The organism is Pseudomonas sp. NPDC089743 (assembly GCF_044748785.1).
GTDB lineage: Bacteria > Pseudomonadota > Gammaproteobacteria > Pseudomonadales > Pseudomonadaceae > Aquipseudomonas > Aquipseudomonas putida_X.
The window spans coordinates 1-24,793 of sequence record NZ_JBIVGS010000020.1 but is presented as its reverse complement, the minus strand read 5'-3'; the positions used below and the strand labels follow the sequence as shown (position 1 = coordinate 24,793).

20 protein-coding genes are annotated in these 24,793 nt (G+C 62.1%); 7 read left to right on the top strand and 13 right to left on the bottom strand.

Translation table 11 applies throughout. The annotated features are described in order from the left end of the window. Nucleotides 1-6 precede the first annotated feature (6 nt). Both ftsH and rlmE read right to left on the bottom strand, forming a co-directional pair. A complete protein-coding gene (ftsH, locus tag ACIPZC_RS23720) occupies nt 7-1,911 on the bottom strand; it encodes an ATP-dependent zinc metalloprotease FtsH (protein WP_241803850.1) in 1,905 nt (634 codons plus the stop codon). Between the two features lie 203 nt (nt 1,912-2,114). Next, nucleotides 2,115-2,741: a 23S rRNA (uridine(2552)-2'-O)-methyltransferase RlmE gene (gene rlmE / locus ACIPZC_RS23715; RefSeq protein WP_241803851.1), complete on the bottom strand. Its 627-nt coding sequence runs from the start codon at nt 2,739-2,741 to the stop codon at nt 2,115-2,117. Between the two features lie 102 nt (nt 2,742-2,843). Here rlmE and yhbY point away from each other — a divergent pair, with 102 nt between their 5' ends. Further along, complete coding sequence (yhbY, locus tag ACIPZC_RS23710; RefSeq protein WP_241803852.1) at nt 2,844-3,152, top strand: ribosome assembly RNA-binding protein YhbY; 309 nt, start codon at nt 2,844-2,846, stop codon at nt 3,150-3,152. Between the two features lie 12 nt (nt 3,153-3,164). Here yhbY and ACIPZC_RS23705 read toward each other — a convergent pair whose 3' ends face one another. From ACIPZC_RS23705 to grpE, 8 genes are all read right to left on the bottom strand, one after another. Beyond that, complete coding sequence (locus tag ACIPZC_RS23705) at nt 3,165-3,614, bottom strand: MFS transporter (protein WP_241803853.1); 450 nt, start codon at nt 3,612-3,614, stop codon at nt 3,165-3,167. Beyond that, on the bottom strand, nt 3,592-4,074 hold the full coding sequence (gene greA, locus ACIPZC_RS23700) for a transcription elongation factor GreA (protein WP_012312644.1): 483 nt from the start codon (nt 4,072-4,074) through the stop codon (nt 3,592-3,594). Before greA ends, ACIPZC_RS23705 begins: the two co-directional genes overlap by 23 nt. After that, on the bottom strand, nt 4,071-7,292 hold the full coding sequence (gene carB / locus ACIPZC_RS23695; protein WP_241803854.1) for a carbamoyl-phosphate synthase large subunit: 3,222 nt from the start codon (nt 7,290-7,292) through the stop codon (nt 4,071-4,073). The genes greA and carB overlap by 4 nt, the downstream gene beginning before the upstream one ends. A gap of 105 nt (nt 7,293-7,397) precedes the next feature. After that, a complete protein-coding gene (gene carA / locus ACIPZC_RS23690) occupies nt 7,398-8,534 on the bottom strand; it encodes a glutamine-hydrolyzing carbamoyl-phosphate synthase small subunit (protein ID WP_241803855.1) in 1,137 nt (378 codons plus the stop codon). Nucleotides 8,535-8,797: 263 nt separating this feature from the next. After that, a complete protein-coding gene (gene dapB / locus ACIPZC_RS23685; protein ID WP_349975269.1) occupies nt 8,798-9,601 on the bottom strand; it encodes a 4-hydroxy-tetrahydrodipicolinate reductase in 804 nt (267 codons plus the stop codon). A gap of 13 nt (nt 9,602-9,614) precedes the next feature. Further along, the gene (gene dnaJ, locus ACIPZC_RS23680; RefSeq protein WP_400629881.1) at nt 9,615-10,739 is read right to left on the bottom strand and encodes a molecular chaperone DnaJ; all 1,125 of its coding nucleotides are present in this window, start codon (nt 10,737-10,739) and stop codon (nt 9,615-9,617) included. Between the two features lie 198 nt (nt 10,740-10,937). Further along, the gene (dnaK, locus tag ACIPZC_RS23675; RefSeq protein ID WP_012312639.1) at nt 10,938-12,866 is read right to left on the bottom strand and encodes a molecular chaperone DnaK; all 1,929 of its coding nucleotides are present in this window, start codon (nt 12,864-12,866) and stop codon (nt 10,938-10,940) included. 101 nt (nt 12,867-12,967) lie between these two features. Further along, nucleotides 12,968-13,522, bottom strand: coding sequence for a nucleotide exchange factor GrpE (gene grpE, locus ACIPZC_RS23670; protein ID WP_012312638.1), 555 nt, complete (start codon nt 13,520-13,522; stop codon nt 12,968-12,970). 190 nt (nt 13,523-13,712) lie between these two features. Between grpE and recN the strand changes: the two genes are divergently transcribed. Further along, nucleotides 13,713-15,386, top strand: coding sequence for a DNA repair protein RecN (recN, locus tag ACIPZC_RS23665; protein WP_349975268.1), 1,674 nt, complete (start codon nt 13,713-13,715; stop codon nt 15,384-15,386). Between the two features lie 94 nt (nt 15,387-15,480). Here recN and fur read toward each other — a convergent pair whose 3' ends face one another. Beyond that, nucleotides 15,481-15,885 carry a ferric iron uptake transcriptional regulator gene (gene fur, locus ACIPZC_RS23660; RefSeq protein WP_008096237.1) on the bottom strand — a complete coding sequence of 135 codons (405 nt, stop codon included), beginning with the start codon at nt 15,883-15,885 and terminating at the stop codon, nt 15,481-15,483. A 97-nt stretch (nt 15,886-15,982) separates the two neighbouring features. On the opposite strand from fur, the gene ACIPZC_RS23655 reads away from it, so the two are divergent. Beyond that, on the top strand, nt 15,983-16,519 hold the full coding sequence (locus ACIPZC_RS23655) for an outer membrane protein assembly factor BamE (protein WP_241803860.1): 537 nt from the start codon (nt 15,983-15,985) through the stop codon (nt 16,517-16,519). A 63-nt stretch (nt 16,520-16,582) separates the two neighbouring features. On the opposite strand, the gene ACIPZC_RS23650 is transcribed toward ACIPZC_RS23655, so the two are convergent. Next, nucleotides 16,583-17,017 (bottom strand): type II toxin-antitoxin system RatA family toxin, encoded by a 435-nt coding sequence (locus tag ACIPZC_RS23650; protein ID WP_241803861.1) that lies wholly within the window; start codon nt 17,015-17,017, stop codon nt 16,583-16,585. Nucleotides 17,018-17,179: 162 nt separating this feature from the next. On the opposite strand from ACIPZC_RS23650, the gene smpB reads away from it, so the two are divergent. Continuing rightward, nucleotides 17,180-17,662, top strand: a complete 483-nt coding sequence (smpB, locus tag ACIPZC_RS23645) for an SsrA-binding protein SmpB (protein ID WP_012312633.1) — start codon at nt 17,180-17,182, stop codon at nt 17,660-17,662. Between the two features lie 167 nt (nt 17,663-17,829). Here smpB and ACIPZC_RS23640 read toward each other — a convergent pair whose 3' ends face one another. Further along, entirely contained in the window at nt 17,830-18,597 is a 768-nt protein-coding gene (locus ACIPZC_RS23640) for an FCD domain-containing protein (RefSeq protein ID WP_012312632.1), read from the bottom strand. A gap of 256 nt (nt 18,598-18,853) precedes the next feature. On the opposite strand from ACIPZC_RS23640, the gene ACIPZC_RS23635 reads away from it, so the two are divergent. From ACIPZC_RS23635 to ACIPZC_RS23625, 3 genes are all read left to right on the top strand, one after another. Further along, nucleotides 18,854-20,524 carry a lactate permease LctP family transporter gene (locus tag ACIPZC_RS23635; protein ID WP_241803862.1) on the top strand — a complete coding sequence of 557 codons (1,671 nt, stop codon included), beginning with the start codon at nt 18,854-18,856 and terminating at the stop codon, nt 20,522-20,524. Between the two features lie 63 nt (nt 20,525-20,587). After that, nucleotides 20,588-21,733 (top strand): FMN-dependent L-lactate dehydrogenase LldD, encoded by a 1,146-nt coding sequence (gene lldD, locus ACIPZC_RS23630; RefSeq protein ID WP_241803863.1) that lies wholly within the window; start codon nt 20,588-20,590, stop codon nt 21,731-21,733. Nucleotides 21,734-21,807: 74 nt separating this feature from the next. Next, on the top strand, nt 21,808-24,618 hold the full coding sequence (locus ACIPZC_RS23625; RefSeq protein WP_400629875.1) for an FAD-binding and (Fe-S)-binding domain-containing protein: 2,811 nt from the start codon (nt 21,808-21,810) through the stop codon (nt 24,616-24,618). Nucleotides 24,619-24,793 lie beyond the last annotated feature (175 nt).

Genomic DNA, 24,793 nt, shown 5'->3' with positions numbered 1-24,793 from the left:
ATGCCCTTAGTGTTGAGCCGCTGGGCCGCCGATCGGCGATTCAGGGCGATCATTCTGGGCAGCAGGCGTGCCCGAAGTCTTATCGTCGTCCCAGTCACGCGGTTCGCGAGGCGTACGACCGGACATGATGTCGTCGATCTGGTCGGCGTCGATGGTCTCGTACTTCATCAGTGCTTCGGCCATGGCGTCGAGCTTGTCGCGGTTGTCGGTCAGCAGCTGCTTGGCAGTGGCATAGCACTGGTCGATGATGCTGCGCACCTCCGAATCGATCAGCTTGGCAGTTTCACCGGAAACACTGGCGTGCTGGCTACCGGCGCTGCGGCCGAGGAAGACCTCGCCCTCTTCTTCGGCATACATCAGCGGGCCGAGCTTCTCGGACAGGCCCCACTTGGTAACCATGTTCCGGGCGATCTGGCTGGCGCGCATGATGTCGTTCGAGGCACCGGTGGTGACGCCGTCGAAGCCCAAGGTCATTTCCTCGGCGATACGGCCACCGTACAGCGAGCAGATCTGGCTGATCAGCGCACGCTTGGACAGGCTGTAGCGGTCTTCTTCGGGCAGGAACATGGTCACACCCAGGGCGCGACCGCGCGGGATGATCGAGACCTTGTAGACCGGGTCATGCTCAGGCACCAGACGACCCACGATGGCGTGACCGGCCTCGTGGTAAGCGGTGTTCTGTTTTTCCTTCTCGGACATGACCATGGTCTTGCGCTCGGCGCCCATCATGATCTTGTCTTTGGCCAGTTCGAACTCTTTCATCTCGACCAGGCGCTTGTTGGAGCGTGCCGCGAACAGCGAAGCTTCGTTGACCAGGTTGGCCAGGTCAGCACCGGAGAAGCCTGGCGTACCACGGGCAATGACCGCCGGGTTGACGTTTTCGCCGATCGGCACCTTGCGCATGTGGACCTTGAGGATCTGCTCACGACCACGGATGTCCGGCAGGCCGACCACCACCTGGCGGTCGAAACGGCCAGGACGCAGCAAGGCCGGGTCCAGTACATCCGGACGGTTGGTGGCGGCGATGACGATGATGCCATCGTTCATTTCAAAGCCGTCCATCTCGACCAGCAACTGGTTGAGGGTCTGCTCACGCTCGTCGTGACCACCGCCCATGCCGGCGCCACGGTGGCGACCAACGGCGTCGATCTCGTCGATGAAGATGATGCATGGGGCGTGCTTTTTGGCCTGCTCGAACATGTCGCGCACACGGCTGGCACCCACACCGACGAACATCTCGACGAAGTCCGAACCGGAGATGGTGAAGAAAGGCACCTTGGCTTCGCCGGCAATGGCCTTGGCCAGCAAGGTCTTACCGGTACCCGGTGGGCCAACCATCAACACGCCACGCGGGATGCGCCCGCCCAGACGCTGGAACTTGCCCGGGTCGCGCAGGAACTCGACCAGCTCGCCGACTTCTTCCTTGGCCTCGTCGCAACCTGCGACGTCGGCCAGGGTGGTCTTGACCTGGTCTTCGGACAACAGGCGCGCCTTGCTCTTGCCGAAGCTCATCGGCCCGCCCTTGCCGCCTGCACCGCCCTGCATCTGGCGCATGAAGAACATGAACACGGCGATGATCACCAGGATCGGGAAGCTCGCCACCAAAAGCTGAGTCCAGATGCTCTGCTGCTCCGGCTGCTTGCCTTCGACGACCACGTTATTGTCGACCAGGTCGCCGATCAGGCCGTTATCGGTAATGGCCGGGCGAACGGTCTTGAAGCTGTCGCCATCGGAGCGTTTGCCGGTGATGATGTAGCCATCGACGGTAACACGCTCGACCTTGCCATCCTTGACCTGCTGGATGAAGTCGGAGTAGTTGAGGGTCTGCGGCTCGTTAGGGCTGGAGAAGTTGTTCATCACCGTCACCAGGACAGCTGCGATGATCAACCACAGGATCAGATTCTTTGCCATGTCGTTCAATTCGCTACCCTCTGAGGCCGGCGCACGACGCAGCCGTGCCTCGCATGATATTCATCGCCCTAACTTACTACATTACCTACGCAACCGCAGGCACCGTCTGTAACCCTTTGTGAAATCTAGACTACACGAAGTTCGGACAATCCAGACGGGGCGGCCGATTGGAAATAACTATCGACCACCCCGCAGCACGCCATTCAAGCGCCCTTGAACCCCCTACCCAGCAGGTACTGTTCACGCGAGCGGTCCCGCGAAGACGACGGCTTGCGCATCTGCACCTTGTCGAACTTGGTGCGAACATCCTTCAGGTACATGTCAAAGCCTTCGCCCTGGAAAATCTTGATGAGAAAATCACCACCGGGCTTGAGTACACGTGTTGCCAGGTCCAGGGCCAACTCACAGAGGAACATCGCACGTGGCATGTCCACTTCAGGCGTACCACTCATATTGGGGGCCATGTCGGAAATCACAAGGTCTACGTGCGAATCACCGACAGCGTCGAGAATCTGTTGCAGCACTTCATCCTGGGTGAAGTCGCCCTGAATGAAGGTAACGTCAGGGATCGAGTCCATTTCCAGAATGTCGGAAGCGATCAGGCGGCCTTGGCCACCAATCAGACGACTGGTCACCTGCGACCAACCGCCAGGGGCTGCGCCGAGGTCGATCACGCTCATGCCGGGACGGATCAGGCGGTCCTTCTCCTGGATCTCCAGCAGTTTGTAGCTTGCGCGCGAGCGGTAGCCATCCTTCTGCGCCTGCTTAACAAAAGGGTCGTTAAAATGCTCTCGCAGCCAGTTGGCGCTGCTTTTGGAACGTTGTACCACGGGGCACCTCGATGATATGCGTCGTGTTTGACTGGGCGGAGCCACAGGCCCTCGGGTAAAATGCCCGTCAATTTTACAGAATCAGACGGAAAGGGTCAGATTATGCCGCTCAATAACGAGCAGAAGAAGCAATACAAATCCATTGGTCATGACCTGAAACCGGTCCTGATCGTTGCTGGCAACGGTTTGAATGAAGGCGTGATCGCTGAACTGGACCGCGCCCTGGCTGACCATGAGCTGATCAAGGTCGAAATTCGCTCGGAAGATCGCGAAGAGCGCGCCGAGACCATCGCAGAGCTGTGCAAGCAAGGCCGCGCCGAGCTGGTGCAGACCATCGGCAAGAAAGCGCTGATCTACCGCAAGAACCCGCAGCCGAACAAGCAGCTGTCCAACATCCACCGTTACAAGTAACGGTGGCGCCGCTCAGTGGCGCGCTTGACGCGCCCTGACCGGTACCGGTTGAGCGACCAGCACGATGCCGGAAAACCCCAGCACCAGGAAACAGAACATCTGCCAGCGCTCGCCGACCGAGATACCGTAGCGCAAGGTGTAGTACCCCACGCAGGCCGCAAAGCCCAGCAACAGCATCTGGCCACGGAATTGCCGCCACCAGGCAGCCAGGCCATCGACCCTCGCCAGCACCGCCAGCTGCGTCAGCAGCCCGAGCATCGCCACACCTATCAACCAACGGTCGATCTGCCCGGCGATGTCCTGTACCAGCAAGGGCGCCAGGCCACTGACCTTGAGCGCAGGCACCAGCCCCACATGGAACACCCAAAGGCCACCGACCCAGAAAACCTGGGCCAGTTGCCAGAGGATCCCCTCGAGGGATGGCGCCCGCTGGCGCCGGTCAGATGTGCTTGACTTCGACAATCTCGTACTCGACCGAGCCGCTTGGCGTCTTGACGACGACAGTATCACCTTCTTCCTTGCCGATGATGGCACGGGCGATCGGTGCGCCACTCGAGAGCTTGCCTTGCTTCACGTCGGCTTCATCCTCGCCAACGATCTGGTAGCTCACCTCTTCATCGGTTTCAGTGTTGGCCAGCACCACAGTGGTACCGAAAATCACCTTGCCGGTGTGAGGAATAGTGGTCACATCGATCACGACCGAGTTCTGCAGACGGCCTTCGATGTCGCGGATACGCGCCTCGACCATGCCCTGCTCCTCACGGGCGGCATGGTATTCGGCATTTTCCTTGAGGTCGCCCAGTTCGCGCGCTTCGCCAATGGCCTGACTCAGGCGCGGGCGCTCGGTCTTGCTCAGGAACAGATGTTCCTCTTCCAGGGCGCGAGCGCCCTGAACGGTCATCGGATACTTGGTAATGCTCATGCTTTAAGTCCTGCATGCAGATCCTGCAAGCGACGAACGGTCTTTTCAGGGCCGAATTTCAGCGCTTCGCAGATGGCTTCACCAGCCGCAATGGTCGTGGTGCAGTAGATCTTGTGCTGCAACGCATTGCGACGAATCGAATAGGAGTCAGCAATCGACTGACGGCCTTCGGTGGTGTTGATGATCAGCGACACTTCGTCGTTCTTGATCATGTCGACCACGTGCGGACGACCTTCGGTCACCTTGTTCACGCGGCGCACTTTCAGGCCCGCCGCCTCGATGACCTTGGCAGTACCTGCAGTAGCGACCACTTCAAAGCCCAGGGCGATCAGGTCGCGGGCAACGCCAGCCACTTGCGGCTTGTCGTCGTCACGTACGCTGATGAACGCGGTACCGCCCGTTGGCAGCACTTCGCTGGCACCCATCTGGGCCTTGGCGAACGCTTCACCGAAGCTGTCACCGACACCCATGACTTCACCCGTCGATTTCATCTCAGGGCCGAGGATCGGGTCAACCCCCGGGAACTTGGCGAACGGGAAGACGGCTTCCTTGACGCTGTAGAAGTTCGGGATGATTTCCTGGGTGAAGCCCAGCTCTTTCAGGGTTTTGCCAGCCATGACGCGGGCAGCGATCATCGCCAGGGAGGTGCCGATGCACTTGGACACGAACGGCACGGTACGCGAGGCGCGCGGGTTGACTTCGATCACGTAGATCTTGTCGCCCTGCAAGGCCAGCTGCACGTTCATCAGGCCAACCACGCCCAGCTCCAGTGCCATCTTGCGCACCTGGTCGCGAACCTGGTCCTGCACGTCCTTGCTCAGCGAGTAAGGCGGCAGCGAGCACGCCGAGTCACCGGAGTGAACACCGGCCTGTTCGATGTGCTGCATGATCGCGCCGATGACAACGTCGGTGCCGTCGCAGACCGCATCCACATCCATCTCGATGGCGCAGTTGAGGAAGTGGTCGAGCAGTACCGGGCTGTCGTTGGACACCTGCACGGCTTCACGCAGGTAGCGCTTGAGCTCGTCCAGTTCGTAGACGATCTCCATCGCGCGGCCGCCCAGTACGTAGGACGGGCGCACCACCAGCGGGTAACCGATACCGCCCGCGGCACGGATGGCTTCTTCTTCGCTGCGCACGGTGGCGTTTGGCGGCTGCAGCAGGTTCAGGCGCTGAACCATCTGCTGGAAGCGCTCACGGTCTTCGGCACGGTCGATGGCGTCCGGGCTGGTACCGATGATCGGTACGCCGGCCTCTTCCAGGGCGCGCGCCAGTTTCAGCGGGGTCTGGCCGCCGTAGTGGACGATGACGCCCTTGGGCTTCTCGACGCGGCAGACTTCCAGCACGTCTTCCAGGGTCAACGGCTCGAAGTACAGACGGTCGGAGGTGTCGTAGTCGGTGGAGACGGTTTCCGGGTTGCAGTTGACCATGATGGTCTCGTAACCGTCTTCACGCAGCGCCAGTGCCGCGTGCACGCAGCAATAGTCGAACTCGATGCCTTGGCCGATACGGTTCGGGCCGCCACCCAGGATCATGATCTTGTCGCGGGTCGACGGGTTGGCCTCGCACTCTTCCTCATAGGTGGAGTACAGGTAGGCGGTATCGGTGGCGAACTCGGCAGCGCAGGTGTCGACGCGCTTGTAAACCGGGAACACTTCCAGCTTGTGGCGGTGACGGCGCAGGTTCTTGTCGGTGATACCGAGCAGCTTGGCCAGACGCTGGTCCGAGAAGCCCTTGCGCTTGAGGCGCAGCATGTAGTCCTTGTCGATCGCCGACAGGGCCAGGGTCTTGACCTTCTCTTCTTCCTTGATCAGGTCTTCCATCTGCACCAGGAACCACATGTCGATGCCGGTCAGGGCGAAGATCTCTTCGCAGGTCATACCCGAACGCATGGCGTCAGCCACGTACCAGATACGCTCGGCGCCCGGCACGGTCAGCTCGCGCTTGAGGATGCTGGCGGCTTCAGGGCTGGCCAGGTCGACTTTCGGGTCCAGGCCGCAAGCACCGACTTCCAGGCCGCGCAGGGCTTTCTGCAGGGACTCCTGGAAGGTACGGCCGATGGCCATGACTTCACCCACGGACTTCATCTGGGTGGTCAGGCGGGCGTCGGCTTTCGGGAATTTCTCGAAGGCGAAGCGTGGCAGCTTGGTCACGACGTAGTCGATCGACGGCTCGAAGGACGCCGGGGTACGGCCGCCCGTGATGTCGTTCTGCAGTTCGTCGAGGGTGTAACCAATGGCCAGCTTGGCGGCGATCTTGGCGATCGGGAAGCCCGTTGCCTTGGAAGCCAGCGCCGAGGAACGCGAAACACGCGGGTTCATCTCGATCACGACCATGCGGCCAGTGTTCGGGCAGATACCGAACTGCACGTTGGAACCGCCGGTTTCAACGCCAATTTCACGCAGCACCGCCAGCGAGGCGTTGCGCATGATCTGGTATTCCTTGTCGGTCAGGGTCTGCGCTGGCGCCACGGTGATGGAGTCACCGGTGTGCACGCCCATCGGGTCGAAGTTTTCGATCGAGCAGACGATGATGCAGTTGTCCTTTTTGTCGCGGACCACTTCCATCTCGTACTCTTTCCAGCCGATCAGCGATTCGTCGATCAGCAGCTCTTTGGTCGGCGACAGGTCCAGACCACGGGTGCAGATTTCTTCAAACTCTTCACGGTTGTAAGCGATACCACCGCCGGTGCCACCCATGGTGAACGACGGGCGGATGATGCAGGGGAAGCCAAGCTTCTCAAGGACCGCATTGGCCTCTTCCATGCTGTGGGCGATACCGGAGCGCGGGCACTCCAGACCGATGTCCTTCATGGCCTTGTCGAAGCGCGAACGGTCTTCGGCCTTGTCGATGGTGTCGGCGTTGGCACCGATCATCTCTACGCCGAACTTCTCCAGCACGCCGTGGCGCTCCAGGTCCAGGGCGCAGTTCAGTGCGGTCTGGCCACCCATGGTCGGCAATACGGCGTCCGGGCGCTCTTTTTCGATGATCTTGGCCACCGACTGCCACTTGATCGGCTCGATGTAGGTGGCGTCGGCCATGGCCGGGTCGGTCATGATGGTGGCTGGGTTAGAGTTCACCAGGATGACGCGGAAACCTTCCTCGCGCAGGGCTTTACAAGCCTGGGCGCCGGAGTAGTCGAATTCGCAGGCCTGGCCGATCACGATCGGGCCAGCGCCGAGAATCAGGATGCTTTTGATGTCTGTACGTTTTGGCATGGTGGTCACTCAAATCCGGGGTCAGTCGGCAAGCCGCTTTGAACAATCTGGGTCAGGCGCGGCCGGGCGCGGCAGGTGCCGGCCCGGGGCCTTGAAGCAGGATGCTCAGCGGCGCTTGGCCATGGCATCGGTGAAACGATCGAACAGTGGCGCGACGTCGGTCGGGCCCGGGCTCGCTTCAGGGTGGCCCTGGAAGCTGAACGCGCTCTTGTCGGTACGCTCGATACCCTGCAGGGTGCCGTCGAACAGCGACTTGTGGATGGCGCGCACGTTACCCGGCAGGGTGGCTTCGTCTACGGCGAAACCGTGGTTCTGGCTGGTGATCATGACCACGCCGGTGTCCAGGTCCTGGACCGGGTGGTTGGCACCGTGGTGGCCGTGGCCCATTTTGACGGTCTTGGCGCCGGAGGCCAGGGCCAGCAGCTGGTGGCCGAGGCAGATGCCGAACACCGGGATCTCGGTTTCGAGGATCTCTTTGATCGCCTGGATGGCGTAGTCGCATGGCTCCGGATCACCAGGGCCGTTGGACAGGAACACGCCGTCCGGGTTGAGCGCGAGCACTTCGCTGGCCGGGGTCTGGGCAGGCACCACGGTCACGCGGCAGCCGCGGGCGACCAACATGCGCAGGATGTTCAGCTTGACGCCGTAGTCGAAGGCGACAACGTGGTACGGCAGCTCGGAGGCTTCCAGGGTCGGGTGGCTGTCGGTTTTCAGCTCCCACACGCTGGAGCGCCACTCGTAACGCTCCTTGGTGGAAACGACCTTGGCCAGGTCCATGCCCTTGAGGCCGGGGAAGGCGCGGGCCGCGGCGATGGCGGCTTCTTCGCTGATGTTGTCACCAGCCAGAATGCAGCCGTTCTGAGCGCCCTTTTCACGCAGGATACGGGTCAGGCGACGGGTGTCGATGCCGGCGATGGCAACGACATTGTTGGCCTTGAGGTAGTCAGGCAGCGACTGGGTGTTACGCCAGTTGCTGGCCAGCAGCGGCAGGTCACGAATGACCAGGCCGGCGGACCAGACGCGGTTCGACTCGGCATCTTCCGGCGTGGTACCGGTGTTGCCGATGTGCGGGTAAGTCAGGGTAACGATTTGCTGCGCGTAGGAAGGGTCTGTAAGGATTTCCTGGTAGCCGGTCATAGCGGTGTTGAATACCACCTCACCAACGGTTTGACCGTCGGCACCGATGGCTTCACCGCGAAAAATACTGCCGTCGGCAAGGGCGAGTATGGCTGGCTTTGTCAAGAAGACCTCCCGTAAATCAAGCATGAAAGGGCGATCGCAGGTTGCAAAAAAGCGGAGTGACGTATGGACACGTCACCCCGCTTTTATGTGCTGAATTCAATTCGCTGCGCGCTTTTAGTGGACACACTAAAGCTGTAGCTTACAGAAAAGTGCTTTTTTGGTCTACCGCAAATGTGCCTCTAAAACACATGATTGCGACAAGGGGTGCCTTGCACCCCATCGCCGACAAGCCGGCGATGGGGCCATCACAGTCGCTGCAAGACTCAGCGCAGCTCCAGCACATCCTGCATGTCGTACAAGCCCGCCTCACGCCCATCCAGCCACAGCGCGGCACGCACCGCACCCTTGGCGAAGGTCATGCGGCTGGAAGCCTTGTGGGTGATTTCCAGGCGCTCACCTTCTGCGGCGAACAGCACGGTGTGGTCACCGACCACATCGCCGGCACGCACGGTGGCGAAGCCGATGGTCTTGCGATCACGCGCCCCCGTCTGGCCCTCACGGCCATACACCGCCACTTCCTGAAGGTCACGGCCCAGTGCATTGGCCACCACCTCACCCATGCGCAGCGCAGTGCCTGACGGCGCATCGACCTTGTGCCGGTGGTGCGCCTCGATGATCTCGATGTCGACATCATCGCCCAGCACCCGCGCGGCCATGTCCAGCAACTTCAGGCTGAGGTTGACGCCTACGCTGAAGTTGGCGGCGAAGACGATCGGGATGTCCTTGCCCGCCTCGGCCAACAGCTGCTTCTCGTCGCTGGTGAAACCGGTGGTGCCGATGATCATGGCCTTGCCATGCTTGCGGCAGAACGCCAAGTTCTTCAGGGTCACCGAAGGGTGAGTGAAGTCGATCAGCACATCGAAATCGTCGGCAACCTTGGCCAGGTCATCCGACAGCGGCACACCGATACGGCCAAGGGCCGCCAACTCACCGGCATCCGCCCCGACCAGCGAGCTGTCCGGGCGATCGATCGCCGCGGTCAGCCCGGCACCTGGGGTTTGCTGCACAGCTTCGATCAGGGTTTTGCCCATCCGCCCTGCCGCGCCCATCACTGCAATACGTCGCATAGCCTGTTCCTTGTCAGAGATCGCCGAAGAAGCGCTTCACGCCATCGAACCAGCCATTGGCTTTGGGCGAGTGGGAGCTGTCGCCTTCGAGCGAGTCGCGCAGCTCTTCGAGCAGTTCACGCTGGCGACGGCTGAGGTTGACCGGGGTCTCGACCGCAACGCGGCACAGCAGGTCACCCGCACCACCACCACGCACCGGTGCCACACCCTTGCCACGCAGGCGGAACTGCTTGCCGGTCTGAGTGCCTTCCGGGATCTTGAGCTTCACACGACCATCGAGGGTCGGCACTTCCAGCTCGCCACCCAGAGCGGCATCGGTATAGCTGATGGGCACTTCGCAGTAGAGGTGCTTGCCGTCACGCTGGAAAATCTCGTGCTCACGCACGTTGATCACTACGTAAAGGTCGCCAGTCGGGCCACCGTGAGTGCCCGCCTCGCCTTCGCCGGACAGGCGGATACGGTCGCCCGTGTCGACGCCGGCCGGCACCTTGACCGACAGGGTCTTGTATTCCTCGACGCGGCCTTCACCGTGGCAAGCATTGCACGGGTCGGTGATGATCTTGCCCTGGCCATGGCAGCGCGGGCAGGTCTGCTGCACAGAGAAGAAGCCCTGCTGCATGCGCACTTGGCCAATGCCGCCGCACGTCGGGCAGGTCGATGGCGTCGAACCCTTCTTCGCACCGCTGCCGTCACAGGACTGGCAATTGACCAGGGTCGGCACACGAATACTGACCGTGGTGCCGCGCACGGCTTCTTCCAGGTTCAGTTCCAGGGTGTAGCGCAGGTCGCTGCCGCGCGCAGCGCCACCACGACCACCGCCACGCCCACCACCGAAGAAGTCACTGAACACATCGCCAAAGATGTCGGAGAAGTTGGCGCCACCGAAGCCTGCACCGCCGCCACCCATGCTCGGGTCGACACCGGCGTGACCATACTGGTCGAACGCGGCCCGCTTGCTCGCATCAGACAGCACTTCGTAGGCCTCGTTGGCCTCCTTGAACTTGTCTTCGGACTCTTTGTCGCCCGGGTTGCGGTCCGGGTGGTACTTCATCGCCAGGCGGCGATAAGCCTTTTTCAGGTCTGCTTCACTGGCGCCGCGCTCGACACCCAGGACCTCATAATAATCACGCTTGGACATAGGTCATTTGCACCTTGTTGGGCGTTCGGCATCCGCGCCGCGCCGTCAGCACCCGCCTGAAGACCCGATGCGGCCCAGACAAATGCTGTAAAAAATTCTCGAATTCCAGATACGCCAACGCGGGAGCAAGCCCCCGCGCGGCGACATCCTACCAGCTCACCGCCAAACGACGGTGAGCTGGCCGACAACATGCAACGATTACTTCTTGTCGTCGCCTTTCACTTCTTCGAACTCGGCGTCAACCACGTCATCGTGCTTGGCTTCCGGTTCGGCCTGCTGCTGAGCGCCGCCCTGAGGCTGTTCGGCCGACTGCTCGGCGTACATCTTCTGCGCTACCGGCGCGGAGACTTTGGACAGTTCCTCGACCTTGGCATCGATGGCAGCCTTGTCGTCGCCTTTGACAGCGGCTTCCAGGGCAACCACGGCCGCTTCGATGGCAGTCTTCTCTTCGGCAGTGACCTTGTCACCGGCGTCAGCGACCATCTTGCGGGTCGAGTGAACCAGCGCGTCACCCTGGTTACGGGCAGCGGCCAGCTCTTCGAACTTGCGGTCTTCCTCGGCATTGGCCTCGGCGTCACGCACCATTTTTTCGATCTCTTCGTCGGACAGACCGGAGTTGGCCTTGATCACGATCGACTGGGTCTTGCCGGTGGCCTTGTCTTTGGCGCCGACGTGCAGGATGCCGTTGGCGTCAATGTCGAAGGTCACTTCGATCTGCGGAACACCACGCGGTGCTGGCGGGATGTCAGCCAGGTCGAACTTGCCCAGCGACTTGTTCTGCGAGGCTTGCTTGCGCTCACCCTGCAGCACGTGAATGGTCACTGCGCCCTGGTTGTCGTCGGCCGTCGAGAACACCTGCGACTTCTTGGTCGGAATGGTGGTGTTCTTCTCGATCAGCGGGGTCATCACGCCGCCCATGGTTTCGATACCCAGGGTCAGCGGGCTGACGTCCAGCAGCAGCACGTCTTTCACGTCACCGGCCAGTACGGCACCCTGGATGGCAGCGCCCATGGCGACTGCTTCGTCCGGGTTGACGTCCTTGCGAGCTTCCTTACCGAAGAAGTCGGCTACGGCCTTCTGCACCAGCGGCATACGGGTCTGGCCACCGACCAGGATCACGTCGTCGATCTTGCTGGCGTCGATGCCTGCGTCTTTCAGGGCGATGCGGCAAGGCTCGATGGTACGGTTGACCAGGTCTTCGACCAGCGACTCCAGCTTGGCGCGGGAGATCTTCACGTTCAGGTGCTTCGGACCGGTCGCATCTGCAGTGATGTACGGCAGGTTCACGTCGGTCGACTGGGCCGAGGACAGTTCGATCTTGGCCTTTTCCGCCGCTTCTTTCAGACGCTGCAGGGCCAGAGGGTCGTTCTTCAGGTCCATGCCCGACTCTTTCTTGAACTCGTCGACGAGGTAGTCGATCAGGCGCATGTCGAAGTCTTCGCCACCCAGGAAGGTGTCGCCGTTGGTGGCCAGTACTTCGAACTGGTGCTCACCGTCGACTTCGGCGATTTCGATGACCGATACGTCGAAGGTACCACCACCCAGGTCATAAACGATGACAGTGTGGTCGCCCTTGGCTTTGTCCATGCCATAGGCCAGCGCAGCAGCGGTCGGCTCGTTGATGATGCGCTTTACGTCCAGGCCCGCGATGCGGCCGGCGTCTTTGGTGGCCTGACGCTGGCTGTCGTTGAAGTAGGCCGGAACGGTGATGACCGCTTCGGTGACTGGCTCGCCGAGGTAGTCTTCGGCGGTCTTCTTCATCTTTTTCAGGACTTCGGCGCTGATCTGCGGCGGCGCCATTTCCTTGCCGGAAGCCTCGACCCAGGCGTCACCGTTGTTAGCCTTGACGATCTTGTACGGCACCAGCTTGATGTCTTTCTGCACGACATCTTCTTCGAAGCGGCGGCCGATGAGGCGCTTCACTGCGAACAGGGTGTTGTGCGGGTTGGTGACGGCCTGGCGCTTGGCCGACTGGCCAACCAGGATTTCGCCGTCATTGGCGTAGGCCACGATCGAAGGGGTGGTACGCGCACCTTCGGCGTTTTCGATGACCTTGACGTTACCGTTTTCCAGAATGGAGACGCACGAGTTGGTGGTCCCCAGGTCGATACCGATGATTTTGCCCATGTTTACTCTCCCGAAACTTGAATTTGGTTGCAGCGACTACTTTGGCCAACTGCGGTAATACTTGAAGGCTTGACACCTAGATGGGGATGCCCCGACGGATTTCAAGCCTTTTCATCGATCGAAGGCTGCGGCGCGCTCGGCGCCTTGCTGACCACTACCATGGCAGGGCGCAGCAGGCGGCCATTGAGCAGGTAGCCCTTCTGGAACACGTTCAGCACGCTGTTGGGCTCTACCTCGGCGCTTTCCTGCATGGCCATGGCCTGATGGTGCTCGGCGTTGAACGGCTGCCCGTGCGGGTCGATGGCTTCGAGGTTGTAACGCTTGAGGGTGTCCTGGAACATCTTGAGGGTCAGTTCGACGCCTTCACGGATCTTCTTGACCTGCTCATCCTCAGCGCTGGAGTGCGCCAGAGCCAGCTCAAGGCTGTCGATCACAGGCAGCAGGTCGCCGGCGAATTTTTCCAGGGCGAACTTGTGCGCCTTCTCGACATCCTGCTCGGCGCGGCGGCGCACGTTCTGCAGGTCGGCGACGGCACGCAGGGACTGATCCTTGGCGGCGGCCAGCTGCTCCTCGAGCTCTTGAACGCGGGCGCCGTTATCCACTGCACCTGCCTCTTCGGCGTTAAGGTCTTTCTCATTCAGCTGTTCGTCAGCCATGGGGTCTCTCCTCCGCAATCTCTGTAGTACGAGCAAAGCTCGCCGTGTCTGCCGGCTATATGGGGCCGGAAAAATCAGCTTCAAGGGGCAAAGCGGTTTTGGCTCGACGATGGAAACTGCGAGCAGGCATTGGCAGGGCCGAAAAAAGTACTGTATAAATAACCAGACCTGACTTTTCGGGAGCCGCCCCATGCTGGTGCACCTGTCCATTCACAACTACGCCATCGTCGAACACCTCGATCTCGAACTCGCCCGCGGCATGTCCGTCATCACCGGCGAAACCGGCGCAGGCAAATCGATCATGCTCGACGCCCTCGGCCTGGCCCTGGGTGATCGTGCCGACAGCGGCGTGGTGCGCCCTGGCGCAGACAAGGCGGACATCCTGGCCACCTTCGACCTGGTGGACATCCCCGAAGCGCACACCTGGCTGGCCGATCGCGACCTGGACGATGGCGGCCCGTGCATCCTGCGCCGCGTGATCACGGCCGAAGGCCGCAGCCGCGGCTACATAAACGGCACGCCCTGCCCGCTGGGTGACCTGAAGGCGCTCGGTGAACTGCTGATCGACATCCACAGCCAGCATGAGCACCAGTCGCTGCTCAAGACCGACACCCACCGCCGCCTGCTCGACGAATATGCCGGTGCCATCGACCTGTCCCGTCAGGTTCAGCTGGCCGCCAAGCGCTGGAACCAGACCCGCCTGGAGCTTGAGCACCTGTCCAACTCCGGCGATGAGCAGCGCGCCCGCCACCAGTTGCTCAGCTATCAGCTCGAAGAGCTCGACAACCTTGGCCTGGGTGAAAACGAACTGGAGCAGTTGGAGCAGGAACACAAGAACCTGACCAACGCCGAGGCCCTGTTCGGCATCTGCCGCCAGGTCATCGACCAGTGCAGCGAAAGCGACTCGGGCAATGTGCTCGGCGCCCTCACCTCCAGCCTCAACCGCCTGGGCGCCGCAGCCAATACGCCCAAGGCACTGGGTGAAGCCGCCAACCTCATCGCCAGCGCACAGATCCAGATAGAAGAAGCCGTAGGCGAACTCAACCGCTTCCTCGACAACTTCGACGCCGACCCCATGCGCCTGCAGGCCCTGGAAGAGCGCCTCGACACCATCTACACCCTGGCACGCAAACACCGCGTGCACCCGACCGAACTGCCCCACCTGCAGCAACAACTGCTTGAGGAGCTCGAAGGCCTGAATGCCAGCGACGAATCCATAGAGCGCCTGGGTGAGGAACTGTCCGCCTATGCCAAGCATTATCAGGAAAAGGCAACCGAGCTGAGCGCCTTGCGCCAACAGGCCGCCAAACAGCTCGCCGTCGCGGTCGAACAAGAGATCCAGCGCCTGGGCATGCCTGGCGGGCGGTTCTGCATCGAACTCACACCCAACCAAAGCAACGACCTGTCGCCACACGGCCTTGAGCAGATAGAACTGCTGGTCAGCGCCAACCCCGGGCAGCCGCTCAAAGCGTTGGCCAAAGTGGCCTCGGGCGGTGAACTGTCACGGATCAGCCTGGCGATTCAGGTCATCACGGCGCAAACCTCACGCATCCCGACGCTGGTCTTCGACGAAGTTGACGTGGGTATCGGTGGGCCGACGGCCGAGATCGTCGGCCAACTGTTGCGCCGCCTCGGTGAACGCGGCCAGGTGCTGACCGTCACCCACCTGCCTCAGGTCGCGGCGCAAGGGCATCATCATTTGTTCGTGCACAAGGTGCGCAACAGCGACACAACGCACACGGCCGTGGCCAACCTTGGCAAGCGCGAGCGGGTCGAAGAGGTGGCGCGGATGTTGGGGGGGATCGACCTGACCAAGGAATCGCTGGCGCATGCACGCAAGATGGTGGTGTCCGGCAAGGCGTGAGGCTGCCTGCAGCTGGCTCCAGCAGTTAACCCTGCGGCACAAAGCACAAAGGCGACCCTAGGGTCGCCTTTGCTGCTCATAACGACCGAAATCGTTACTTTTTCTTACGCACGTAGAGGACCAGGTTGTGGTCCACCAGCTCGTAGCCATGCTCGGCCACGATCTCTTTTTGACGCCGCTCGATTTCGGCATCCATGAATTCGATGACTTCACTGGTCTCCACGTTGACCATATGGTCGTGGTGACCGCCGTCCGCCAGCTCGAAAACTGCGTGACCGCCATCGAAGTTGTGACGCACCACCAGCCCAGCAGCCTCGAACTGGGTGAGTACGCGATAAACGGTTGCAAGACCGACGTCCTCGCCAGCCTCCATCAGCGCCTTGTAGACATCCTCGGCGCTCATGTGACGTTGCTCGGTCGAATCGAGCATCTGAAGGATCTTGACTCGAGGCAGTGTCACCTTGAGACCGGCTTTGCGCAGTTCGCTATTTTCAACCATGGTCAGCTTTCTCGCCGATGCTGCTTCGCAGCTTCTCTTAATACGGGTATGATCGGGGTTTACGTTGTCCAGCCAAGATAGTGGAAGTCGCCCACCGATGCAAAACAACACCAAGCACTTGCTAACCAGCCTCACCTTCGTGGGACTGCTCGCACTCGCCGGTTGCTCGTTTCCCGGGGTTTACAAAATCGACATCCAGCAGGGCAATGTCGTTACGCAAGACATGATAGACCAATTACGCCCCGGAATGACCCGCCGGCAAGTAAGGTTTATCATGGGCAACCCTCTGCTCCAGGATACTTTCAACACCAATCGTTGGGATTACCTGTACAGCCTGCAGCCTGGTGGCGGCCAACGCCAACAGGAGCGCATGAGCATCTTCTTCAATGACAGCGACCAGCTGGTCAGCCTGTCTGGCGACTTCATGCCAGGGGTGAGCCGCGACCAGGAAATCCTGGGCGGCAGCAGCGATACCACTGTCAGCCCGGCCACCGAGCCAGGCCAGCCAGCATCGCAGCCGGAAGAGAAGCCGGCCAAGCCTGGCTCTGTGGAAGAATCCATCCAGCGCGAGATCGACACCATCCAGACCACACCGGTGCCGACACCCGCCCCACTGGATACCTCGCCGCAATAAATTGCAGGCGAAAAAAAGCCCGGATCATTCCGGGCTTTTTTTGTGCCTGGTGGCTAGGCAGCATCAGCTATTGAGCTGCTTGGCACGCTGGCAGAACGCATCCACCAATGTATTGGCGGCCTGATTGAAAAGCGGCCCCAAGGTCGCCCGCACGATCGGCCCGGCATAATCGAAGGACAGGTCCAGGCTGATCTTGCAGGCTTTTTCGCCCAGCGCCTTGAACACCCACACGCCATGCAGCTGGGTGAACGGCCCTTCCTCCAGGTTCATCTCGATGGACTGCCCCGGCACCAGCACATTGCTGGTCACGAACTGCTGGCTCATCCCCCCTTTGGCCACCTCAAGCTTGGCCCGCATGTGCGTGTCACTGGCTTCGAGCACCGTCGAGGCCGAGCACCAGGGCAAAAACTGCGGGTAGCTGGCTACATCATTGACCAGGTCGTACAGCGCCTGGGCAGGGTACGGCAGCAGGGCGGAGCGTTGAATATGGGTAGTCATCCAGGCGTCACTTCCAAGGCTGGGTGGCGGGCTTCGCAGCGTGCCAAAAACAGAACCTGTGCGTAAGACAGGGCCTGTATTGTCCGGTATTCATTGCGGTGGCTCAAGCGCACCGAAATCCCGTAGCCGACCACGCGGTGACTTGCCTATAATGCCGCCCCTATGGCTAAACAAAAGAAACATCCGACCGGGACCATCGCGCAAAACAAAAAGGCGCGACACGATTACTTCATCGAACACAAGTTCGAGGCCGGGCTGGTCCTGTCCGGTTGGGAAGTAAAAAGCCTGCGGGCCGGCAAGGCGCACCTGACCGACAGCTACGTGCTGCTCAAGGATGGCGAAGCCTGGCTGTTCGGCAGCCACATCACCCCGCTGACCACTGCCAGCACCCACGTCATCGCCGACCCCATCCGCTCGCGCAAGCTGCTGCTGAACAAGCGCGAGCTGGAGCGTGTGGAAGCTGCGGTGGCGCAAAAGGGCTACACCTGTGTGGCCCTGGCGCTGTACTGGAGCAAGCACCTGATCAAGTGCGAGATTGCGCTTGGCAAGGGCAAGAAGGAATTCGACAAGCGCGACACCGTGCGCGAACGCGATTCCAACCGCGAGCTGCAGCGTGCGGTGCGCAACAAGGGCAAGGAAGACTAAAGGCTTCTTCGCTTTGTAGCGCCTCTATCGCCGGAAAGCCGGCTTTCACAGGCAGCCCACTGGCTTCAGGTCAGTGACGCGCCTGTGGAAACATCTGTCTTGCTCAACTGCTAAAAGCTGGCGCAACCCCTGTGGAAGCCGGCAAGCCGGCGATAGGGCCACGAACTTCAGCGCCCGCTGCGCCGCTCTGCCCGCGCTACGCGCTGGGCTTCGTTCTGCGCCTCCTCCAGCACCTCCTGCACATACAGAATGTGCCGGCTGGACACCTCCCGCGCATCGTCCGCCCTGCCCTCGACAATCGCCTGATACAACTCACGGTGCTGGCTGATCAGCATGTCCCGCGTCTCGGTGCGCTGCTGGTACATGCCCCCGATATTGGTCACCACATTGCGCTTGAGCAGGTCGAACAGCCCGCGAATGGTATGCAGCAGCACGGCATTGTGGCTGGCCTCGGCAATCGCCAGGTGGAAGCGCGCATCCGCTGCCCCCTCCTCTGCCCGGGTAACCTGGTCAGCCCGGGCATAACAGTCCTGCAGGGTGTCGAATGCAGCCTTGAGCCGGGCGCGATCAGGCTCGGTGGCGCGCTGGGCAGCGTAATAGGCGCATGACGCCTCCAGGGTATGACGGAACTCCAGCAAATCGCGCTGCGCTTCGGCGCTGTGCTCCAGCAGTTGCAGCAACGGGTCGCTGAAGGTTGAGCCGAGCGATTCGGCCACATAGTTACCACCCCCCTGCCGGCTGACCAACAATCCCTTGGCCACCAGCTTCTGGATCGCCTCGCGCAGTGAGGGGCGCGACACACCGAACTGCTCGGCCAGGGCGCGCTCGGCCGGCAGCCGCTGGCCCGAGGTCAGGGTGCCTTCGAGAATCATCCCTTCCAACCGGTCGACGATGTCGTCGGACAGGCGCCGCTGGCGGACCTGATCAAAAACCATCACATGCTCTCCACAAACCCCCGGCAAAATTCAGGGGGCGTCTATTCTCGCCGATCCACGCCACGCCGACACCCATCAGGCGACGTTTTTCAAACCCCATCAGCCGCCCGCTCATCGGCACACGACCAAAGTTTTGCACAGGACAAATTGACACACCCATCACAGCGCTTTTAACCTAGCGTCCAGCCATTGTAAATTGGTCTTACCAATTATCCAATGCCAGTGCCTGACCAACAACAATTAGGGGCCACCCCATATGCAAACCTGGCAACAACTCTATTCCCCGCTCGGTAGCCTTGGCCTGTCCGCATTGGCGGCGGTCATACCCATCGTGTTCTTCTTCCTGGCCCTCGCCGTGTTCCGCCTCAAAGGCCACGTCGCCGGCAGCATCACCCTTGGATTAGCCATGCTGGTAGCGATCTTCGCCTTCCAGATGCCGGTCGACATGGCCCTCGCTGCCGCGGGCTATGGCTTCCTCTACGGCCTCTGGCCAATCGCCTGGATCATCGTTGCCGCGGTGTTCCTGTACAAGCTCACCGTCAAGAGCGGCCAGTTCGAGGTCATCCGCAGCTCGGTACTGTCGATCACCGACGACCAGCGCCTACAGGTGCTGCTGATCGGCTTCTGCTTCGGGGCCTTCCTCGAAGGCGCGGCCGGCTTCGGCGCCCCCGTGGCAATCACTGCCGCCCTGCTGGTGGGCCTGGGCTTCAACCCGCTGTACGCAGCCGGCCTGTGCCTGATCGCCAACACCGCCCCAGTGGCGTTCGGCGCCCTGGGCATCCCGATCATCGTCGCCGGCCAGGTGACCGGCATCGACGCCTTCCACATCGGCGCCATGACCGGCCGCCAGCTGCCGCTGCTGTCGTTGTTCGTGCCGTTCTGGCTGGTGTTCATGATGGACGGCCTGCGCGGCGTCAAAGAAACCTGGCCTGCAGCCCTGGTGGCCGGCCTGAGCTTCGCCGTCACCCAGTACTTCACCTCCAACTTCATCGGCCCGGAACTGCCAGACATCACCTCGGCCCTGGCCAGCCTGGTGGCCCTGACCCTGTTCCTGAAAGTCTGGCAACCCAAGCGCTCGTTCGCCGAAGCCAAAGGCAGCGTCGGCGCCGCCGTGGTCAGCAGCGGCGGCAGCCAGCCGAGCCCTTACAGTTTTGGTGAAATCTTCAAGGCCTGGTCGCCATTCCTGATCCTCACCGTGCTGGTCACCCTCTGGACCCTGAAACCGTTCAAGGCAGCATTCGCCCCAGGCGGAGCGATGTACAACTTCGTGTTCAACTTCGCCATCCCGCACCTCGACCAACTGGTGATCAAGACCGCGCCGATCGTCGCCGCGCCGACCGCCATGCCAGCGGTGTTCAAGCTCGACCCGATCTCCGCCACCGGCACAGCGATCTTCCTGTCGGCACTGATCTCCATGGCCGTGCTGAAAATCAACTTCAAAACTGGTCTTACCACTTTCAAAGAGACCTTCTGGGAACTGCGCTGGCCGATCCTTTCCATCGGCATGGTCCTGGCCTTCGCCTTCGTCACCAACTATTCGGGCATGTCTTCGACCATGGCCCTGGTACTGGCCGGCACTGGCGCTGCGTTCCCATTCTTCTCGCCGTTCCTGGGCTGGCTGGGTGTGTTCCTCACCGGCTCGGACACCTCGTCCAACGCCCTGTTCGGTTCGCTGCAGGCCACCACCGCCCACCAGATCGGCGTCAACGACACCCTGCTGGTAGCGGCCAACACCAGCGGCGGCGTGACCGGCAAGATGATCTCGCCGCAGTCGATCGCCGTGGCCTGCGCAGCCACCGGCCTGGTTGGCAAGGAGTCCGACCTGTTCCGCTTCACCGTCAAGCACAGCCTGTTCTTCGCCACCATCGTTGGCCTGATCACCCTGGTCCAGGCCTACTGGCTGACCGGCATGCTGGTTCATCACTAAAGTGAAAGGGGCCGGGCGCCAGCGAGCGCCCGGCGTCTCCTTCAACCCACGCTGCGAGAATCCATGATCATTTCCGCCTCCACTGACTATCGCGCCGCGGCCCAACGCAAGCTGCCCCCCTTCCTCTTCCACTATGCCGACGGCGGCGCGTACGCCGAGCACACCCTGCGCCACAACGTCTCGGACCTTGCCGGCATCGCCCTGCGCCAGCGGGTGCTCAAGAACATGTCCGAACTGAGCCTGGAAACCCGGCTGTTCGACGAAACCCTGAGCATGCCCGTGGCCCTGGCCCCGGTCGGCCTCACCGGTATGTACGCCCGCCGCGGCGAAGTGCAGGCAGCCCGCGCGGCAGCCGCCCACGGCATCCCGTTCACGATGTCTACCGTGTCGGTCTGCCCGATCGAGGAAGTGGCGCCGGCGATCGACCGGCCGATGTGGTTCCAGCTGTATGTGCTCAAAGACCGCGGCTTCATGCGCAACGCGCTGGAGCGGGCCAAGGCTGCCGGGGTCAAGACCCTGGTGTTCACCGTCGACATGCCGGTGCCAGGTGCCCGTTACCGTGATGCCCACTCCGGCATGAGCGGCGCCAATGGGCCCATGCGCCGCGTGTTGCAGGCCATGACCCACCCCGAATGGGCCTGGGACGTTGGCGTGATGGGCCGCCCGCACGACCTGGGCAACATCTCCAAATACCGCGGCAACCCCACCGGCCTTGCCGACTACATCGGCTGGCTGGGTAACAACTTCGACCCGTCCATTTCCTGGAAGGACCTGGAATGGATCCGCGAGTTCTGGGACGGCCCGATGATCATCAAAGGCATCCTCGACGCCGACGACGCACGGGACGCGGTCAAGTTCGGAGCCGACGGCATCGTCGTCTCCAACCACGGCGGCCGCCAACTCGACGGCGTGCAGTCCAGCGCCCGTGCGTTGCCGGCGATTGCCGACGCCGTCAAAGGCGACCTGAAAATCCTCGCCGACTCCGGCATCCGCAGTGGCCTGGACGTGGTGCGCATGATCGCCCTGGGTGCAGACACCGTGCTGATCGGCCGCGCCTTCCTCTGGGCCCTTGCCGTGCACGGCCAGGCCGGGGTGAAGAACCTGCTCGAACTGTTCGAAAAGGAAATGCGCGTGGCCATGGTACTCACGGGCGCCAAGTCGATCAGCGATATCAGCCGCGACTCGCTGGTACGCGAACTGGGCGCTTGAGCGCCTGCACAAACACCGCCTGTATGACCGGGGCACGCGGCGCGCCAGACGCCGTGGCCCCGTGAGGAGATAGCATGAGCCTGCCCGCCGCCTTCCTGCGTGATGCCGAGCGCCTGATACCCGCCGACCGCCGTTTCGACGACCCTACGTCCACCCTGGCCTTTGGCACCGACGCCAGTTTCTACCGCCTGATCCCCAAGCTGGTGGTGCGTGTGGAGTCGGAAGACGAAGTGGTCGGGCTGCTGCAGCTGGCCCAGCGCGAGCGCGTGCCGGTAACCTTCCGCGCCGCGGGCACCAGCCTGTCCGGCCAGGCCATCAGTGACTCGGTGCTGATCGTGCTCGGCGATAACTGGGGCAGCAAAGAGATCCGCGGCCAGGGCGAACAGATCCGCCTGCAACCCGGGGTCATCGGTGCCCAGGCCAACGCCTGGCTGGCTCCTTACGGGCGCAAGATCGGCCCGGACCCGGCCTCGATCAATGCCTGCAAGATCGGCGGTATCGTTGCCAACAACGCCAGCGGCATGTGCTGCGGCACCGCGCAAAACACCTACCACACCCTGGCCGGCCTGCGCCTGGTGCTGGCAGACGGCACGCGCCTGGACAGCGAAGACCCGGCCAGCGTTGCCGCCTTTGAAAGCAGCCACGCCGAACTGCTCGAAGCGCTGGCCCGGCTTGGCCGCGAAACCCGCGCCAACACCGAACTGGCAGACCGCATCCGGCACAAATACCGGCTGAAGAACACCACCGGCCTGTCGCTCAACGCCCTGGTGGACTACGACGAGCCGCTGGATATCCTCCAGCACTTGCTGGTTGGGTCTGAAGGCACGCTGGGCTTCATCAGCGCTGTCACCTACGACACCGTGCCCGATCACCCGCACAAGGCCAGCGCGCTGCTGGTGTTCCCCAGCGTAGAAAGCTGCTGCCGCGCAGTGACCGTGCTCAAGCGCCAGCCAGTGTCCGCCGTGGAGCTGCTCGACCGCCGCAGCCTGCGTTCGGTGCAGAACATGCCGGGCATGCCGCTGTGGGTAAAAGGCCTGTCGGACAATGCCTGCGCGCTGTTGATCGAGTCCCGCGCCGCCAGCCAGAGCCTGCTGCACGAACAACTGCAACAGGTCATGGCCTCCATCGCCGAATACCCGCTGGAACAGCAAGTCGACTTCAGCGAAGACCCGGCGGTGTACAACCAGCTGTGGAAGATCCGCAAGGACACCTTCCCCGCCGTCGGCGCCGTGCGCCAGACCGGCACCACGGTGATCATCGAAGACGTCACCTTCCCCGTCGAGCAACTGGCCGAAGGCGTCAACCGCCTGATCCAGCTGTTCGACAAGCACCACTATGACGAAGCGATCATCTTCGGCCATGCGCTGGAGGGCAACCTGCACTTTGTCTTCACCCAGGGCTTCAACAGCGCGCAGGAAGTGGCGCGCTACCAGGCCTTCATGGATGACGTGGCGCAACTGGTGGCCGTGGAATTCGGCGGCTCGCTCAAAGCCGAGCACGGCACCGGCCGCAACATGGCGCCGTTCGTGGAGCTGGAGTGGGGGCATGACGCCTATCAGCTGATGTGGACGCTCAAACGCCTGCTCGACCCCAACGGCATTCTCAACCCCGATGTGGTGTTGAGCGAAGACCCGGACATCCACCTGAAAAACCTCAAGCCGCTGCCAGCCGCCGACGAGATCGTCGACAAATGCATCGAGTGCGGCTTCTGCGAACCGGTCTGCCCATCCAAAGGCCTGACCCTCAGCCCACGCCAGCGCATCGTCATGTGGCGTGACATTCAGGCGAAAAAACGCGCCGGCATCGACACCCGCGCCCTGCTGCAGACGTACCAGTACCAAGGCATCGACACCTGCGCCGCCACTGGCCTGTGCGCCCAGCGCTGCCCGGTGGGCATCAACACCGGCGAGCTGGTGAAGAAGTTGCGCAGCCAGGCCGCCGAGCATGCCAAGGCCGCCGACTGGCTGGCCGAACACTTCCACACCACCTTGGCCGGCGCCCGCCTGACCCTGACCGCCGCCAACACTGCGCGCAAGCTGCTCGGCGCCCCGCGCCTGGGCCGCCTGAGCGCCTCATTGAGCAAAGCCAGCAAAGGCCGCCTGCCGCAATGGTCCGCCGCCATGCCGCAACCGCTGCGCAGCGTAAGTTTTGGCCCGGCGAGCAACGATGCCCGGCCACGGGTGGTGTACCTGGCGGCGTGCGTGTCGCGGGTGATGGGCCCGGCCTATGCCGACCGCGAACAAAGTTCACTGCTGGACAAAACCCGCGCCCTGCTGGAAAAGGCCGGTTACCAAGTGGTGTTCCCCGGCAACGCCGACAGCCTGTGCTGCGGCCAGCCGTTCGCCTCCAAAGGTTACCCCGAGCAAGCGGAGCACAAGCGCCAAGAGCTGATCAACGCACTGCTGCACGCCAGCCGCGGCGGCCTGGACCCCATCTACTGTGACACCAGCCCCTGCACCCTGCGCCTGGTACAGGGCCTGGGCGACACCCGCCTGGACCTGTACGACCCGGTGCGCTTCATCCGCACACACCTGCTGGACAAGCTGGAGTTCACCCCACAGGACGAGCCGGTGGCCGTGCACGTGACCTGCAGCACCCAGCACCTGGGTGAAAGCCAGGCCCTGATCGACCTGGCACGGCGCTGCAGCACGCAGGTGGTGATCCCAGAAGGGATTCACTGTTGCGGCTTTGCCGGTGACAAAGGCTTTACCACACCCGAGCTGAATGCCCACTCACTGCGCAGCCTGAAGGACGCGGTGCAGCATTGCAGCGAAGGGATTTCTACCAGCCGAACCTGCGAGATCGGGCTGTCCAGCCACAGCGGCATCGATTACCACGGGCTGGTCTACCTGGTAGACCGCGTCACCCGCCCCCGCACCCTCTGACCTGCCCGCTGATTCGCCGGCAAACCCGACCCCGGTTGTAGCAACTGTCTTGCTCAACCTCTAAAAGCCGGCGCGATCCATGGACTGCCCCCCAAAAGTTGGACAGCTTTAAGCTGCAGCCCGAGTCCTGTACTCCACAGGGCTCAGGCCATTGAGCCTGAGCTTGATGCGATCA